Source organism: Massilia solisilvae (genome assembly GCF_024753215.1).
GTDB classification, from domain to species: Bacteria; Pseudomonadota; Gammaproteobacteria; order Burkholderiales; family Burkholderiaceae_D; genus Telluria; species Telluria solisilvae.
The window spans coordinates 13,668-30,167 of the sequence record NZ_JANUGV010000001.1 but is presented as its reverse complement, the minus strand read 5'-3'; the positions used below and the strand labels follow the sequence as shown (position 1 = coordinate 30,167).

Here is a 16,500-nt window from a genome sequence, read left to right as displayed (position 1 = left end):
AGGAGACAGTATGAAAAGATCCGCCCTTCGGGGTGTGCGTGCCAGCTCGCCTATCCAGCTTGCGATCCTGGTCCTGCTCACCGGCATGAACGCATCGCATGCGCAGACGACCCCGTCCGACAGCGCGCCGGAAGCCCCGGCGGCGGACGGCGCCAAGATGGCCGAAGTGATCATCACCGCCACCAAGCGTTCGACCTCGCTGCAGAAGACCCCGGTCGCGGTCACCGCCCTGAACGCGGCCAGCCTCGAAGACAACCACGTGCAGACCCTGCTCGACGTGGTCAACCTGGTGCCGGGCTTCCAGGCCACCGGACAGGGCGACCACGGCGTCATCACGATGACCATGCGCGGCGTGGGCAACGACAGCGCCAAGACCGAATACGCCGACCCGGAGGTAGCCACCTTCGTCGATGGCATCTACTCGCCGCGCCCCGAAGGCGCCACCAGCCTGCTGTTCGACCTTGACGCCATCGAGGTGCTGCGCGGCCCGCAAGGCACGCTGTGGGGCCGCAACTCGACGGTCGGCGCGGTCAACATGCAGACCGCCAAGCCCGTGCTGGGCCAGACCAGCGGCACGGTGGAAGCCGGCGCCGGCGACTACGGCCGGCTTGGCGCGCGCGGCGCCGTCAATGTGCCGCTCGGCGACACGGCAGCCATGCGCATCGCGTTCGTGCACGAACAGCACGACGGCTACGTGGACTATCAGAAGCTGCCGGTCCCCTCGCAGGAGAGCCAGCGTGCGGCCTGGCTGGCCAGCGGCGGCAGCGCCTCGGCCTTCCAGCCGATCAACCCCAACCAGTTCGTCGTGGGCGGACCGAAATACTACGCGCAGGACCAGAGCGCCGTGCGCCTGTCCCTGCTGTGGCAGCCGTCGCGGTCGTGGAAGTGGAACGTGGCCTACGAGCGCTTTGCCGACCGCGGCACCCTGCCGATGAACCTGATGCAGACGCCGCGCCCGGGGCAGGACCGCTGGTCGGCCCTGATCGACACCGCCCCTTCCCTGCATCGGAACACCGATTCGCTGCGCAGCCGGGTCGAGTACACCGTCAACGACGCGATGGCGCTGTCGTACATTGCAGGCTATTCGAAGTTCGACGGTTCCTCCACCTTCGACCAGGACGGCGGCGTGAGCGTACCGACCAGCTTTGCCACCGGCGCCACCTACCAGGCCAACAACACCGTCTCGTCGCACTACACCAACTACAGTCACGAACTGGAGCTGCAATCGACCGGCAAGCGCACGCTGGACTGGCAGCTTGGCCTGTACTACGCGGCAGAAGAAAACAGCATCCGCTTCGATATCCCGGTCTTCAACGGCACCCAGCAGGGGACGGTTGCGTGGCAGGGCTCGTTCATCCAGCCGAAAGAGACGGTGAAGTCCTCGGCCGCGTTCGGCCAGGCCACCTGGAACATTGGCGAGGCCCTGCACCTGACCGGCGGCGCGCGCTACACCCACGACCGCCGCACCAACGAAGGCGGCAACGGCTACACCTGGAACTACGACGCCAGCGTGCCGCAAGTACCTGTGTCGCCGTCGATCGACCCGCGCCTGCCCGGCCAGGGCTACAGCCCGGGCGTGCCGTCCAACGACGGTGTCTACACCGGCAGCAAGGTCACCGGCCTGGCCCGGCTGGCCTATGACATCGACCGCAACAACATGGTCTACGCCAGCGTTTCGACCGGCTACAAGTCGGGCGGCCTGCAAGATGGCGGCAAGACCTACGGCGCCGAAACCCTGACCAACTACGAGATCGGCACCAAGAGCTCGCTGCTGGGCGGGGCCCTGCAGATCAACAACGCCCTGTTCTACGAGAAGTTCAAGGACTTCCAGTTCAGCGCGCCGGTGACCAACCCTGACGGCACCCGGGGCCTGGCCACCAACAACGCCGAGGGCGCAAAGATCTACGGCCTGGAATCGGAAATCACCGCCCGCTTCGGCCGCGACGACCGGCTGCAGATGGCGCTGGCCTACACGCCGCACGCCAAGCTCGGCCACCTGATCGGCGGCTCGAACGACTACGCCCTGCCCAAGTGCGCCGTGCCCGGCATTAGCACCTGCCTGGACGTGACGGGGAACGAGATGCCGCACACGCCCAGGTTCTCGGCGCAGGTGCAATACCAGCACATGTTCCGCCTGGCCGACGGCGCCACGCTGACGCCGCGCCTGAGCACCCACTACGAAACGGCATCGTGGCTGTCGGTGTTCAACCTGGGCGAAGGCGACCGCCAGAAGGCCTACACCCGCAGCGACATCGGCCTGCGCTACGCGCACGACAAGTGGTGGGTCGATGCCTTCGTGCGCAACGTGGGCGACGTCAACGTCAAGACCAGCGCCATGAACGGCTTCGGCGCCTGGGTCGCGCAGTACCTGCCGCCGCGTACCGTCGGCATCAACGCCGGCCTGGAGTTCTGAGCCGCCGGCCAAGGTCCCCGGCCGGCGCCGGGGACCGCGCCAACCTTTGACATCATCCAACACCTGCACCATGACCGACTCAATCCAATTCCCGCCCGATTTCACCTGGGGGGTCGCCACCAGCGCCTTCCAGATCGAGGGCGCGGCCACGCTCGACGGCAAAGGCCCGTCGATCTGGGACACCTTCTGCCGCAACCCCGCCAACATCAAGGACGCCAGCAACGGCGACATCGCCTGCGACCACTATCACCGCTATCGGGATGACGTTGCGCTAATGGCGTCGCTGGGCGTGGACGCCTACCGGTTCTCGATGGCCTGGGCGCGCGTGCAGCCCGAGGGCAAGGGCGCGTGGAACGAGCGGGGATTCGACTTCTATGCGCGCCTGCTCGACGCGCTCGAGGAGCATGGCATCGCCCCGCACCTGACGCTATATCACTGGGACCTGCCGCAGGCGCTGCAGGACGAAGGCGGCTGGCTCTCGCGCGACACCGCGCACCGGTTCGCCGACTATGCATGGGAGGTGGCGCGCCGCTTCGGCGCGCGGGTGAAAACCATCGCCACCCACAACGAGCCGTGGTGCACCGCCAACCTTGGACACGGCAACGCCCAATTCGCGCCCGGCGTGGCCGACCGCAAGTCGGCGATCCAGGTATCGCACCATCTGCTGCTGTCGCACGGACTGGCCATGCAGGCCATGCGCGCGGTGGGCGCGCCCGCCCGCCTGGGGATCGTCCTGAACCAGTGGACCGCCGACCCTGCCACCGACTCGCAGGCCGACCGCGACCTGGCAAACCTGGAATACGCCCGCTCGGTACAGTGGTTCATGGACCCGATCTTCAAGGGCCGCTATCCCGAGCTGGCCCTGCGCGCGCATGGTGCTGACGCACCAAGGGTCCACGAGGGCGACTTCAAGACCATCCGCCAGCCGCTCGATTTTTTGGGCGTGAACTATTACACCCGCGCCTACTGCAGCGCCGAAGAGCCGCCGCGCCAGCCCGACAGTCCACTCGGCGTCACCGACATGGGCTGGGAGATTTATCCCCAGGGCCTGACCGAACTGCTGCTCAAGCTCAAAGCCGAATACGACCTGCCGCCCATCTACATCACCGAAAACGGCATGGCCAACGCCGACTGCCTTGACCACGGCCAGGTGGACGACCAGGCGCGCATCGACTACGTTGCGCGCCACCTGGCCGCACTGCATGCGGCGATGGCGCACGGCGTGCAAGTGGATGGCTACTTTTTATGGAGCCTGCTCGACAACTTCGAATGGAATTCGGGCTACGCCAAACGCTTCGGCATCGTGTATGTAGATTATGCTACCCAAGAGCGCACGCCCAAAGCCAGCGCCCTGTGGTACCGCGACTTCATTGCGGCGCAGCGCCGGCGCGTCGCTTCGAATACATGACAAGGGAGACAGCCATGGAACCTGAGCGCTGCCGCGATGGTGCGCGCCTGCTGGCCGACATCGGCGGCACCAACGCGCGTTTTGCCATCGAACGCGCGGATGGGAGCATCGAGGCCATCGCCACCCTGCCGTGCTCCGGCCATGCAAGCCTGGCCGATGCCGCCCGCGCCTACCTGTCCCGGCACGCTGGCCTTCCCGTGCGGCACGCGGCCATCGCCATCGCCAATCCGGTCGAGGGCGACTTCGTCAAGATGACCAACCACGACTGGCAGTTCTCGATCGCCGAAACACGCGATGCCCTCGGGCTGGATACGCTCCTCGTAGTGAACGACTTCGCCGCGCTGGCAGCTGCAGTGCCCGGGCTGGGCGCTGCCGACCTCATGGCCGTGGGCCCGGGCCAGGTGTGTGGCGATGGCGTCATCGGCCTGCTCGGCGCCGGCACCGGGCTTGGCATGGCGGGCCTGATTCCCTCGGCCGACGGCTGGACCGTGCTGCAGAGCGAGGGCGGGCACGTCGCGTTTTCGCCGTCGGACGAGCGCGAACAGGCGATCCTCGATTTCTGCTGGTCGCGCTTCGACCATGTGTCCGCCGAACGCCTGATGTCCGGCCCCGGCCTGTCGCTGATTCTCGAGGCGCTGGCCGCATGGCGCAGGCTGCCCGTGCCGGCAGCGCTGGCGCCGGCCGACATCGTCGAGCGTGGCCTCGCGGGCACCGATCCCTTGTGCGCGGAGGTGCTCGAATGCTTCTGCGGCATGCTGGGTACTGCGGCAGCGAACCTCGCGGTGACGCTGTGCGCGCGCGGCGGCATCTACATTGGCGGCGGCATCGTTCCGCGGCTTGGCGACTGGTTCGCCCGCTCGCCCTTTCGCGCTCGCTTCGAGAGCAAGGGACGGTTCAGCGCCTTTACCGCCAGGATTCCCACCCTTGTGATCACCGCCCCCTACCCGGCCCTGGCGGGCGCAGCCTCCATGCTGGACCGGCACCTGGCCCGTTCCCGTGTCCCGGCACGTTCGCACCACGCCCAACACAAAACGGAGCTGCGCCATGCCGCCATCTAGCACCGCCAGCACGCGCTCTCCCCTGCTCTGGGTGCCCACCGGGTACTTCACGATGGCGTTGGGGTACACCATGCTGTGCAGCGTCACGGCCATCATGTTCAAGAACATGGGCATGGACAACGGCCGGGCTGCCGCGTATTCGAGCATGCTGATCCTGGCGTACACGATCAAGCCGCTGTTCGCGCCGCTGGTCGAGATGTACCGCACCAAGAAGTTCTTCGTGCTGTGCACCCAGGTGCTGATGGGACTGGGCTTTGCCGGCGCCGCGCTGGCCATGTCGCTGCCGGACTTCATGGTGGTGCTCATGCCCATGTTCTGGCTGATGTCCTTCATCGGCGCGACCCAGGACATCGCCAGCGACGGCGTCTACGTCACCTCGCTCGACACCCGCACGCAGTCGCTTTACTGCGGGGTGCAGAGCCTGTCGTGGAATATCGGGCCGATCGTCGCCTCGGGCTTCCTTGTTTACCTGAGCGGCAAGCTGCACACTGCGGTATTCGGCCACGATGCGGCGACCTTCGGGCCGGACTGGATGCAGGCATGGCAGGTCGTGTTCTTCATCGTGGCCGGCATCACGCTGCTGATGGCCTTCTGGCACCTGCGCTTCATGCCGGAAGGCGCGCGCGCGGAAAACACCCCCACCAGCGTGGGCGGCGCGTGGGCGATCCTGAGCGACGCCTTCATCACCTTTTTCCGCAAGCGCGGCGTGTGGCGGATGGTGGCATTCGCCTTCCTGTTCCGGCTCAGTATTGGACTGCTGGAGAAGATCGGGCCGTTCTTCATGGTCGATGCGCTGGCCAAGGGCGGGCTTGGCCTGTCCAACGAACGGCTCGGGATCATCTACGGCACCTATGGCCTGGCGGCGGTGCTGCTTGGCTCGGTGCTGGGCGGGCTGTTCGTGGCACGGCGCGGGCTGAAGCGCACGCTCTTTTTGCTGTGCTGCGCGGTGAACATCCCGAACGTCACCTTCCTCGTCATGAGCATCTACCTGCCGTCGAATCTGTTTGCGATCGGCGCCGGCGTCATCATCGAAAAGTTCTTCTTCGGCTTCGGCTCGGTCGGCTTCATGATCTACCTGATGCAGCAGCTCGCGCCGGGCAAGTACGCCACCACGCATTACGCGTTCGGCACCGGGCTGATGGGGCTGTGCGGCATGGTCACCGGCATGGTCAGCGGCCACCTGCAGGAGGCGCTGGGGTACGTGAGCTACTTCGCCCTGGTGATGGTGGCGACCATTCCGTCGTTCCTGGCGTGCTGGTTTGCGCCGTTCCCGCATGGCGAGGGCGAACAGCTTGAGGCGAGCGCCGGCACGGAGCAGGCAGTGCAGCAGGTCTAGCCAGTGTCAGGGTTCAGGGAAAGGCTCGTGCTCTGGATCCCACCCTTGGGTGTCCACGCCGACCCCGACGTCGATGAGGAACTTGTAAGGCGGCTCGCGCGTCCAGCAACCCTCGGCGCATTTGAGCCTGAAGGTCATCCCGTACCGCTTTGGAATGCGCAAGCTCGCCTCTTGCGCGTATCCGGGCTCAAACATCCGCGCATACAATCGCTTCTTCCCTTCAGGAGTCAGGTCGAACCAATCACTGTCGTCGCCTTTGTACGGTTCCCAGCCGCCCGCCTTGAACTGGTTCTGCAGGTCTTCCAGCACAGCGATGGCTTCATCGAAGGGCAACTTGCCCAGCATGGGTGAAGTGGAGAGCGTGGCGGCGACATTGTGGTCGAAACCGAGTGCGGCAAAGTTGGTTGGCGGCAGCGTGAATCCATGTTCAGGGTCAGTGAACCGGATGATGACGGCCGGTTCTGTTACCCAAGTCTCGCCAAATTGCCCGCCGCCGGGATCGTCGGCAGGCAGATTGGATCGTTCCATCACCGGATAGGTTGAGTTCCTCGCCACTTCCTCGAAGCTCTGCCCAAGGCGGAAAGAAAGGATTGTCGGCTCCGGAGTGCGGTAATGCCAATAGGCCGCGACCACCGCAATTCCAGCCATCACTACAATTCGGAGGTAATGTCCCCTCACGCTACGCCCCCGCCAGCTGCTATCGTTCGAATGGATTCCTCCACACGGGAACGTTGGGGGCCATTCAAGAGTTTGTTGAACGCATCAGCAGCCCGTCGTACGAACCGCATGCGTTGCTCTGCTACCCATAACTTGGCGTGCTTGTCCTTCGAGAAGGGCAAGGTGAACCCTTCCTTGGCTTTGCACTGAGCCGACAGGGTCAGCTCCACTTTCTCGGCGTCGCCAGTCGGGATGCCGGTCACTACGGCATACTGGTTGGCGTCAAGCAGCTGCTGCATGACGCGATCGTTATACATAATCGCCTGGAGAATGTTCACCTGTTCATGCCGGGCCAACAAGTTAACACTGTCAGCGACATTGCCCCCTTCAATGCGCCCGAAGCCATCACGGATTTCCTGGAACGGCGTACCGAACGGCAGGACGTTCCTGTCCACGTTCCAGTACACCGGGTACTTCTTGTTCTGTCGCTTGGGCAGGTAATCGCTGAATTCTTTCCAGCCCCGCTCCATGAAAAAGCGATGCAGCGGGTAGATGTCGAGGAACAGATGTTCGTTCCCGAAGCCGAGCCTGTCATGCGCGTAAGCCGCCCCCGCCTCGGTCCCTGCCTGCACACCTGCGGCGGCCTCTGCCCCGGGAAACGCGGCGGCAAACGATAGCTCAAGATTCTCCCGCTCGCGGCGGCTCCTGGCGACCGTCTGCTTTGCGTGCAGGATGGTGCACCCCACCTGTTTGGACGCGAACGCGGCCAGCCCGGCCCATTGGAAGCGATTGTCGGCCAGCCATAACTTTGCATAGGCTGCGTTGATCCGCCTGTTCCGCTCCTGCCAATTCCCGTCCATCGCGCCGTTCACCCTGATCAGGTCCTCCGCCTCGGTCTGGAAAGTCGCCCAGAGATGCTCAGGAGTCAGGACGTAGGCGGCGACGGCCTTCTCAATCGTGGCGGCAGGCCCAACGTAGTGATGCAACCTGCATTCCTCGATGCGGTGGTAGCTGCCGTACATTGGGACACCGTAGAACTTGTGCTTGGGAAAATAAGCATCAGGTTTGCCAGGAACGAATTCGGTTGGCATGCGGTGTTCCTCAAAGACGCAGACTGGCGGCGCTAGTCATCACGCACCTGTGATCTCGTCCTCGACGTGCCACCGAACGATTGCGGCACGTTGCGCAAGCGTGAGTGGCTTCGTCACGCCGTTCTGGTCAGTCGTACCCTCGATGACCTTGTCCTTGAGGCTTAGCTTGTAGCGCCGGTTTCGGTAGGGTTCCTCTGTCTTAGGATCGAGCAGTACGAGCGGGACGCCATCGGACTTGGTGGCCGCGCTGGTTCCGCCCGTGTTGAGCTTCGCCACTGTCTCAGCCGCCGCACCCGCTTTGGCGGCGGCCCATTCCCCGTCGATAATCTGTTTCAACATGGTCTGGTTGGCGATCAAGCGGGGCGGTGGGTTGCACTTGCAGCGGCAGATGTCGTCACTCAGCGCAACCTGCCTGCCATTCAACGTCTCGCTGATGCGCGGGCCATCCGGTTCGATAACGCCCTCGGCATTGCACTTCGGGCAGGAGACGGAATCGCCCGCGTAGGCGACCCTGGCGCCGTTGAGCGTCCGGTCTGATGCGGCAGAAGTGACCTTGCCGCCAGCCGTGGTGCTCGCGCCGAGCGTGATGTGATAGCGCTCCATCCGTATCCCCTTGTTCTCGGTTGGTAAGTCACCCATGACTTATCAAACCAATCTAACCAGGGATGAGGCTGGTGGCTTTGTGCGGTCGCAAGCCGCTTGAACACCGCAAGCCCCTCAATGCAAAAGAGCCTCCGAAGAGGCTCCTTGTATCCGGTGGACTTGGACTTAATCCCAGTTCAGCGCGCCGCCGGTCTGGTACTCGGTCACGCGCGTCTCGAAGAAGTTGCGCTCCTTCTTCAGGTCGATCATCTCACTCATCCACGGGAACGGGTTCTCTTCGTTCGGGAACAGCGGGTCCAGGCCGATCTGCACGGCGCGGCGGTTGGCGATGAAGCGCAGGTAGCTCTTGAACATCGGCGCGTTCAGGCCCAGCACGCCGCGCGGCATGGTGTCCTCGGCGTAGGCGTACTCCAGATCCACGGCCTTCAGGAACAGCTGCTTGAGCTCTTCGCGGAACTCGGCGGTCCACAGCTGCGGATTTTCCATCTTGATCGAGTTGATCAGGTCGATGCCGAAGTTGCAGTGCATCGACTCGTCGCGCAGGATGTACTGGTACTGCTCGGCCGCGCCGGTCATCTTGTTCTGGCGGCCCAGCGCCAGGATCTGGGTGAAGCCGACGTAGAAGAACAAGCCTTCCATCAGGCAGGCGAACACGATCACCGACTTGAGCAGCTTCTGGTCGTTCTCAATGGTGCCGGTCTTGAACTCGGGGTCGGTCAGGGTCTCGATGAACGGGATCAGGAACTGGTCCTTGTCGCGGATCGCCGGGATCTCGTTGTAGGCGTTGAAGATCTCGCGCTCGTCCAGGCCCAGCGACTCGACGATGTACTGGTAGGCGTGGGTGTGGATCGCCTCTTCGAACGCCTGGCGCAGCAGGTACTGGCGGCACTCGGGCGCCGTGATGTGGCGGTAGGTGCCCAGCACGATGTTGTTGGCGGCCAGCGAGTCGGCGGTGACGAAGAAGCCGAGGTTGCGCTTGACGATGCGGCGCTCGTCTTCGGTCAGGCCGTTCGGGTTCTTCCACAGCTCGATGTCGCGCTGCATGTTCACTTCCTGCGGCATCCAGTGGTTGGCGCAGCCGGCCAGGTATTTGTCCCACGCCCACTTGTACTTGAACGGCACCAGCTGGTTGACGTCGGTCTTGCCGTTGATGATGCGCTTGTCGTCGGCGTTCACGCGCTTGGCGATATCGGCCGCGCTGACGACCACGTCGCCGGAAGCCTGCGGTTGTTGTGCGGTGCTCGGTTCATCGTCCCAGGACAACGACATAATTCTGTTCCTTTCTTGTTAGCTTATGAACGTCGTTCCCGCGAAGGCGGGAACCCATGGGCCGCGTGCGTTCTGGCTCAGCATGGGTCCCCGCCTTCGCGGGGACGACGTGCCATCTGATACGTGATTCGATTACTGGCAGGCTTCGCACTCGTCAAAGCCCGGGTCGCCCGGACGCAGGTAGCAGGCCGCGCCTTCCACCACCGCCGGCTCCGCTGCCGGAGCCGCAGGCGCGGCAGCAGCAGGCGCCGCTGCCGGCAGGCCGCCCGAAACCGGGACCGCGTTCAGCGCGCCGGTGCGCACGGTGGACTTCTCCATGTGCGTGGCCGCGATGGTGCGCAGGTAGTAGGTGGTCTTCAGGCCGCGCAGCCAGGCCAGCTTGTAGGTCTCGTCCAGCTTCTTGCCCGACACGCCGGCCATGTAGATGTTCAGCGACTGGGCCTGGTCGATCCACTTCTGGCGGCGCGATGCGGCTTCCACCAGCCACTTCGGTTCGATCTCGAACGCGGTGGCGTACAGGTCGCGCAGGTCTTCCGGTACGCGGTCGATCTTGGACAGGGTGCCGTCGAAGTATTTCAGGTCGGCGATCATCACCTCGTCCCACAGGCCGCGCGCCTTCAGGTCGCGCACCAGGTGGGCGTTGATCTCGGTGAACTCGCCCGACAAGTTCGACTTCACATACAGGTTCTGGAAGGTCGGCTCGATGCAGGCCGACACGCCGATGATGTTCGAGATCGTCGCGGTCGGGGCGATCGCCACGCAGTTCGAGTTGCGCATGCCGTACTTCTTCACGCGCTCGCGCACCAGGTTCCAGTTCATGGTCTCGCTGGTGTCCTGCTCCAGGTAACCGCCGCGTTCTTCGGCCAGCAGCTTGATCGAGTCCTGCGGCAGGATGCCGCGGTCCCACAGCGAACCTTCGTACGACTGGTAGCGGCCACGCTCTTCGGCCAGCTCGGTCGAGGCGAGGTAGGCGTAGTAGCAGACGGCTTCCATCGAACGGTCGGCGAACTCCACTGCCTTGCTTGATGCGAACGGCACGCGCATCATGTGCAGGCAGTCCTGGTGGCCCATGATACCCAGGCCGACCGGGCGGTGGCGCAGGTTCGAATTGCGCGCCTTATCGACGGCGTAGTAGTTGATGTCGATGACGTTGTCCAGCATGCGCATGGCGGTGCGCACGGTCTTTTGCAGCTTGAGCAGGTCCAGCCCGTCGCCCTTCATGTGGGCCGGCAGGTTGACCGAGCCCAGGTTGCAGACGGCGATTTCGTCGGCGCTGGTGTTCAGCGTGATCTCGGTGCACAGGTTCGACGAGTGCACCACGCCCACGTGCTGCTGCGGCGAGCGGATGTTGCACGGGTCTTTGAAGGTGATCCACGGGTGGCCGGTCTCGAACAGCATCGAGAGCATCTTGCGCCACAGGTCCATCGCCTGGATCTTCTTGAACACGCGGATTTCGCCGCGCGCGGCCTTGGCTTCGTAGGCGGTGTACGCCTCTTCGAACGCCTTGCCGACCTTGTCGTGCAGGTCCGGGCACTCCGACGGCGTGAACAGGGTCCACTCGCCCTTTTCCATCACGCGCTTCATGAACAGGTCCGGAATCCAGTTCGCGGTGTTCATGTCGTGGGTGCGGCGGCGGTCGTCGCCGGTGTTCTTGCGCAGGTCGAGGAATTCCTCGATGTCCATGTGCCAGGTCTCCAGGTAGGCGCAAACCGCGCCCTTGCGCTTGCCGCCCTGGTTGACCGCCACGGCGGTGTCGTTGACCACTTTCAGGAACGGCACCACGCCTTGCGACTTGCCGTTGGTGCCCTTGATGCGCGAGCCGAGCGCGCGCACCGGGGTCCAGTCGTTGCCCAGGCCACCGGCAAATTTCGACAGCAGCGCGTTTTCCTTGATCGCGTCGTAGATGCCTTCCAGGTCGTCCGACACGGTGGTCAGGTAGCACGACGACAGCTGCGAGCGGCGGGTGCCCGAGTTGAACAGGGTCGGGGTCGAGCTCATGAAGTCGAAGGTCGACAGCAGGTTGTAGAACTCGATCGCGCGCGCTTCGCGGTCGTCCTCGCGCAGGGCCAGGCCCATTGCCACGCGCATGTAGAACGCCTGCGGCATCTCGATGCGCACATCGCGAATGTGCAGGAAGTAGCGGTCGTACAGGGTCTGCAGGCCGATGTAACCAAACTGCAGGTCACGGTCGGCCACCAGCGCCTTGGCCAGGCGCTCCAGGTCGAACTTGCCCAGCTCTTCGTCCAGCAGCTCGGCGTCGATGCCCTTGGCGATGTACTTCGGGAAGTAGCTCACGTATTCGGCGGCAGCCTCGGCCTGCGCGACTTCCTTGCCGAAGATCTCCTTGCGGATCGAGTGCAGCAGGATGCGCGCGGTGACCTGGCTGTAGGCCGGGTCCTTTTCCATCAGCGCGCGCGCGGCCAGCACGGCCGACTTGTGCAGCTCTTCGACCGGCACGCCGTCGTACAGGTTCTTCAGGGTCTCGGTCAGGATCGCCTCGGCGTCCACGTGCTTTTCCAGGCCGGCGCAGGCCGCGCCGATCAGGCCGGTGACCGCGTTCATGTCCAGCGGCTTCTTCACGCCGCCGTCGATCACGTGGATTTGCGGGGCCGCGGGCGCGGCGGTGCCGGCCGCTTCCTTGGCCAGGCGGCGCTCTTCGATGCGCTTGGCGCGGTACAGCACGTACTCGCGCGCGACTTCATGCTCGCCCGAGCGCATCAGCGACAGTTCGACCTGGTCCTGCACGTCTTCGATGTGGAAGGTGCCGCCGTTCGGCTGGCGGCGCACCAGGGCGGCGACCACGTTGTGGGTGAGCTGCTCGACCAGGTCGCGCACGCGCGCCGACACCTGGCCCTGCTCCGGACCCACGGCCAGGAAGGCCTTGGTCATCGCGACCGAAATCTTGGACGGCTCGAACGCCACCACGGCGCCATTACGGCGGATGATGCGGTAGTCGCTTGCGGCCACGAGCGCCGCGGCGCTGGTGCCCTGGACGTTCTGGGAATTGGTCGAAATGTCTTGTGTTTGCATTGAGCCTCCAGCAAGGGCAAGCAGGTGGCCTGCCGCCATTTGTTGTTCAGGTGAACCGCCCTGCTAGCCGCGGTTCGTCACAAATAAAAAAGCAAAAAAATACCCGGCCAACCGCAAAAAGCCTGGTTGGCAAAATGACACTACTGTGGATTTTTCCGGCAAGCTCGCCTCAAGTCCAGGCCGCCCATCCCGCTGTCAGAAACGTTTCCGGCGTCTAGTCCTTGTTGCTGCTCGTTCTACTATATCTAGTGAGGAGATTGATGTTGAGACTAATTGTAGTGCCTGCCCGGTGGCCCCGCAAGAGAATAAATTCCGTAAGTTCAACTCTTTTTTTTCGTGCCCGGGCTTGACATTTATTAAGCCGGGCATGATGCCGAATCGGCGGTAAGTGAGCACTAACATTCCGCACGGGCCTACGTATGCATGGCTCCCCAAACGGACCGTGGCCGGTTCGCTGCGCTGGCGAAAAGACAACATTTTCAGGCATGCATTCGGCGCGCAAAAAGGGCAGCGGGAGCGCGGGCCGGGTCAGCCTTCCGGCGCCTGGATGCCCAGCTTCTGGATCTGGTAGCGCAGCTGGCGCACGCTGATCCCCAGGAGCGCCGCCGTCTGGGCGCGGTTGAACTGGGTCTGGGTCAGCGCGCGCACGATGATGTCGCGCTCGACCTGGGTCAGGTAGTCGGGCAGGTTGCTCGGCAGCGGAGCGTCGTCGGGCGCCGGCGAGGGTGGCGGCGCCGGCGCTACCGTTCCCTGCCCGGGCTGCGGCGCCGCGGCCGGGCGCGCGGCCTTGAGCGACAGGTCACCCACTTCAATCACGCCGTCGTCCGAAAACGCGAGCGCGCGCTCGAGCACATTCTCCAGTTCGCGCACGTTGCCCGGGAACGCGTACTCCCCCAGCGCCTCCAGCACGCCAGGGCCCAGGCTCACTTTCAGGCCGGGCGCCGAGAGCCGCGCGAGGATGGCTTTGCACAGGAGCGGCAGGTCTCCGATCCGCTCGCGCAGCGGCGGCAGGCGCAGTTCGATCACGTTCAGGCGGTAGAACAGGTCCTGCCTGAAGGTGCCCGTTTCGACGCAGCGCGCCAGATCCTGGTGCGTGGCGCTGATGATGCGCACGTCCACCGCCTCTTCGCTGGTGGCGCCGATCTTGCGCACCCGGCGCTCCTGGATCGCGCGCAGCAGCTTGACCTGCATCGGCAGCGGCAGGTCGGCCACCTCGTCGAGCATCAGGGTGCCGCCGTTGGCAGCCTGGAAGAAGCCCTCGCGCTCTTCGGCGGCGCCGGTGAACGCGCCCTTGCGGTAGCCGAAGAACTCGGCCTCCATCAGCGTCTCGGGGATCGCGCCGCAGTTCACAGCCACAAATGGTTTGGCCGCGCGCGTGCTTTGCGCGTGGATCTCGCGCGCGGCCAGCTCCTTGCCGCTGCCGGATTCGCCGGTGATCGAAATCGGCGCGTTGGAACGCGCAAGACGGGCGATCTGCGCGCGCAGCGACTGCATCGCCGGCGACTCGCCGATCAGGCGCGAGCCTTGGGAGGCCTGCTGCGCGGCCGGCTCTTGCGCGGGTTCGGACAGGCGCAGCGCGGAACGCACCATGATGCGCAGGTCCTCCAGCACCACCGGCTTGGTCACGTAGTCGAACGCGCCGGCCTTGAGCGCGACCACCGCATTCTCGGCGCTGCCGTAGGCGGTGACCACGGCGATCGGCGTGCACTTATAGGCGGCGGTCACCTCGCGCACCAGCTCCAGCCCCAGCCCGTCGGGCAGGCGCATGTCGGTCAGCACCAGCGCGTAGGCATGCAGGGCCAGCAGCGCGCGCGCTTCGCCCAGCGTGGCCGCACTGTCCACGTCCAGCCCCATCTTGAGCAGCGTGATCTCGAGCAGCTCGCGCAGGTCCGCTTCGTCGTCAACCACCAGAATGCGGGGTGAACTCATTGAACTGCCTCTCCGTTGGCTGCGTTTGCGCGCCGGGCTGCCGGCAGCGCGAAGGTGATGACAAAACGGCCAGTGGCGCGGCGCGGACCGAGCGCGCTGTTTTCGAACCGGTATTCGTAGTCGAGCATGGCCTCGTTGTTCAGGCACAGCTCGCGCGCCAGGTACAGGCCCAGTCCGGTGCCCTTGCTCGAGGTAGTGTAGAACGGCTCGAACAGGTGGTCGCGCACCTCGGGCGTGATGCCGGGGCCGTCGTCCTGCACGTGCAGCTCGCGCCGCCCGATCGGATCGAGCGCGGTGGACAGCCGGATCGAGCCCGGCTTGCCGCTGGCGTAGCGCACCGCGTTGTTCAGCAGGTTGAGCAGCACTTCGCGCAGGTGCAGCGGGTCGAAACGCACGGCTGCGTCGCCGCTCTGGCCGATCGACACTATATCATTGGCGAGCCCGTGCGTTTCGGAGAATTCGGCCTTGAGCTCGGCCAGGAACGCGGCCAGCGGCACCGGCTCGCCGCTCGGCTGCGCCTTGCGCGACAGCTGCAGGATGTCCTCGACCATGCGGTTCACGCGCGTGACGTTGTCGCCGATGATCTTCAAGAGGCGCACCTCGGCCGGGCCCGACAGGTCCTCGGCCAGCAGCGCGGTCGCGTGGCCGATCGCCGACAGCGGGTTGCGCACCTCGTGCGCGATGCTGGCGGTCAGGCGCCCCATCGAGGCCAGCTTGAGCTGCTGCGCCTGGTTTTCGATCGCAGAGACGTCCTGCAGGAACACGACGCTGCGCCCCGCCGCCTGCTCGTCCGTATCAACGCGGGCAAAGCGCAGCTTCAGGTGCGAGGCCCGGCCCAGGCGGCCGCGCGGGGCCGGGGCGCCCTCCTCGTTCCACGGCTTGACGTTGACGAACACGGCGTCCTGCGCTGCCCCCGCCGGCGCGTTCAGCCATGCCGAGAACGCCTGCGCCAGCGGCTCGAGCGCGGCCACGTCGCCAAGCCGGAAATCGAGCGCGGCCTCGTCCAGCCCCAGCATGCGCCGCGCCGCCGGGTTGCCGGCGAAGACCCGGCCGTCGCGCCCCACCACCAGGATGCCGTCGCCGACGTCGGCAATCACGATCTGGTTGATCGCTTGCTGGATCTTCAGGTCCGCGCCGCGCTGGGCCGCCAGTTCCTCTTGCCGGATCAGGCGCGCCGCCAGCCGGCTCACCAGCAACACGACGGCGAAAAATCCGGCGCCGTACATGCCTGCCTGGCGCACCCACGATTCGCCGTCCTGGGTGATGACCTGCCAGATCGACTCGCCCAGCATGAACAGGGTCGCCACCGATGCCGAGAACAGCGCCAGCACCAGCGGCGCGAGGATCGCGGCGCCGGCCAGCGGGAACAGATACAGGATGCCCAGGCCGCTCCTGGCGCCGCCGGCGGCAAGATAGAGTACCGAAATGGCGGCCAGGTCGGCCGCGATCTGGACCGACAGCTGGGCCAGGAAGCGCTGCTTCCAGTAGCTGCCGACGGCGGTGAACGCCAGCGCCGCCGCAAGGTAGGCAATGCAGGTCTGGGCGTAGAGGGCGCCGTTGGCGTTGATGGCGCCGGACGGCGCCAGGCCAAGGTAGGCCAGCAGCACCACCGCGATCACCACGCGGGTCACGCCCAGGGTCTGCAGCGAGCGCCAGAAGGTGGCGCGCGATTCCGGGGACAGCGCCTGCCAGCGGCCCATCGGCAA

General features: G+C 65.2%; 11 protein-coding genes. 4 read left to right on the top strand and 7 right to left on the bottom strand.

What is annotated here, in order from left to right; all coding sequences use genetic code 11:
• Window positions 1–10 precede the first annotated feature (10 nt).
• The 4 genes from NX773_RS00135 (at window position 11) to NX773_RS00120 (ending at window position 6,215) form a co-directional block, all read left to right on the top strand.
• A complete protein-coding gene (locus NX773_RS00135; protein ID WP_258854383.1) occupies window positions 11–2,413 on the top strand; it encodes a TonB-dependent receptor in 2,403 nt (800 codons plus the stop codon).
• Window positions 2,414–2,483: 70 nt separating this feature from the next.
• Window positions 2,484–3,821, top strand: coding sequence for a GH1 family beta-glucosidase (locus tag NX773_RS00130; protein WP_258854382.1), 1,338 nt, complete (start codon window positions 2,484–2,486; stop codon window positions 3,819–3,821).
• 14 nt (window positions 3,822–3,835) lie between these two features.
• Window positions 3,836–4,879, top strand: coding sequence for a glucokinase (locus tag NX773_RS00125; RefSeq protein WP_258854381.1), 1,044 nt, complete (start codon window positions 3,836–3,838; stop codon window positions 4,877–4,879).
• Window positions 4,866–6,215, top strand: coding sequence for an MFS transporter (locus tag NX773_RS00120; protein WP_258854380.1), 1,350 nt, complete (start codon window positions 4,866–4,868; stop codon window positions 6,213–6,215). Before NX773_RS00125 ends, NX773_RS00120 begins: the two co-directional genes overlap by 14 nt.
• Window positions 6,216–6,221: 6 nt before the next feature.
• On the opposite strand, the gene NX773_RS00115 is transcribed toward NX773_RS00120, so the two are convergent.
• The 7 genes from NX773_RS00115 to NX773_RS00085 all read right to left on the bottom strand — a co-directional run bounded on the left by NX773_RS00115 (window position 6,222) and on the right by NX773_RS00085 (window position 16,494).
• Window positions 6,222–6,863, bottom strand: a complete 642-nt coding sequence (locus tag NX773_RS00115) for a hypothetical protein (RefSeq protein WP_258854379.1) — start codon at window positions 6,861–6,863, stop codon at window positions 6,222–6,224.
• 26 nt (window positions 6,864–6,889) lie between these two features.
• Window positions 6,890–7,963, bottom strand: a complete 1,074-nt coding sequence (locus NX773_RS00110; RefSeq protein WP_258854378.1) for a DUF2515 family protein — start codon at window positions 7,961–7,963, stop codon at window positions 6,890–6,892.
• A gap of 39 nt (window positions 7,964–8,002) precedes the next feature.
• A complete protein-coding gene (locus NX773_RS00105) occupies window positions 8,003–8,566 on the bottom strand; it encodes a PAAR domain-containing protein (RefSeq protein WP_258854377.1) in 564 nt (187 codons plus the stop codon).
• Window positions 8,567–8,731: 165 nt separating this feature from the next.
• Window positions 8,732–9,835 carry a ribonucleotide-diphosphate reductase subunit beta gene (locus NX773_RS00100; protein WP_258854375.1) on the bottom strand — a complete coding sequence of 368 codons (1,104 nt, stop codon included), beginning with the start codon at window positions 9,833–9,835 and terminating at the stop codon, window positions 8,732–8,734.
• A gap of 132 nt (window positions 9,836–9,967) precedes the next feature.
• Window positions 9,968–12,865, bottom strand: a complete 2,898-nt coding sequence (locus tag NX773_RS00095; protein ID WP_258854374.1) for a ribonucleoside-diphosphate reductase subunit alpha — start codon at window positions 12,863–12,865, stop codon at window positions 9,968–9,970.
• A gap of 528 nt (window positions 12,866–13,393) precedes the next feature.
• Window positions 13,394–14,794 (bottom strand): sigma-54-dependent transcriptional regulator, encoded by a 1,401-nt coding sequence (locus NX773_RS00090; protein WP_258854373.1) that lies wholly within the window; start codon window positions 14,792–14,794, stop codon window positions 13,394–13,396.
• The gene (locus tag NX773_RS00085) at window positions 14,791–16,494 is read right to left on the bottom strand and encodes a sensor histidine kinase (RefSeq protein WP_258854372.1); all 1,704 of its coding nucleotides are present in this window, start codon (window positions 16,492–16,494) and stop codon (window positions 14,791–14,793) included. Before NX773_RS00085 ends, NX773_RS00090 begins: the two co-directional genes overlap by 4 nt.
• Window positions 16,495–16,500 lie beyond the last annotated feature (6 nt).

Excerpts from the sequence above, each read along its gene's own strand:
- NX773_RS00100 (WP_258854375.1), bottom strand. The coding sequence starts at position 9,835 with ATGTCGTTGTCCTGGGACGATGAACCGAGCACCGCACAACAACCGCAG.
- NX773_RS00130 (WP_258854382.1), top strand. The coding sequence starts at position 2,484 with ATGACCGACTCAATCCAATTCCCGCCCGATTTCACCTGGGGGGTCGCC.
- NX773_RS00105 (WP_258854377.1), bottom strand. The coding sequence starts at position 8,566 with ATGGAGCGCTATCACATCACGCTCGGCGCGAGCACCACGGCTGGCGGC.
- NX773_RS00120 (WP_258854380.1), top strand. The coding sequence starts at position 4,866 with ATGCCGCCATCTAGCACCGCCAGCACGCGCTCTCCCCTGCTCTGGGTG.
- NX773_RS00115 (WP_258854379.1), bottom strand. The coding sequence starts at position 6,863 with ATGGCTGGAATTGCGGTGGTCGCGGCCTATTGGCATTACCGCACTCCG.
- NX773_RS00135 (WP_258854383.1), top strand. The coding sequence starts at position 11 with ATGAAAAGATCCGCCCTTCGGGGTGTGCGTGCCAGCTCGCCTATCCAG.
- NX773_RS00085 (WP_258854372.1), bottom strand. The coding sequence starts at position 16,494 with ATGGGCCGCTGGCAGGCGCTGTCCCCGGAATCGCGCGCCACCTTCTGG.
- NX773_RS00110 (WP_258854378.1), bottom strand. The coding sequence starts at position 7,963 with ATGCCAACCGAATTCGTTCCTGGCAAACCTGATGCTTATTTTCCCAAG.
- NX773_RS00125 (WP_258854381.1), top strand. The coding sequence starts at position 3,836 with ATGGAACCTGAGCGCTGCCGCGATGGTGCGCGCCTGCTGGCCGACATC.
- NX773_RS00090 (WP_258854373.1), bottom strand. The coding sequence starts at position 14,794 with ATGAGTTCACCCCGCATTCTGGTGGTTGACGACGAAGCGGACCTGCGC.
- NX773_RS00095 (WP_258854374.1), bottom strand. The coding sequence starts at position 12,865 with ATGCAAACACAAGACATTTCGACCAATTCCCAGAACGTCCAGGGCACC.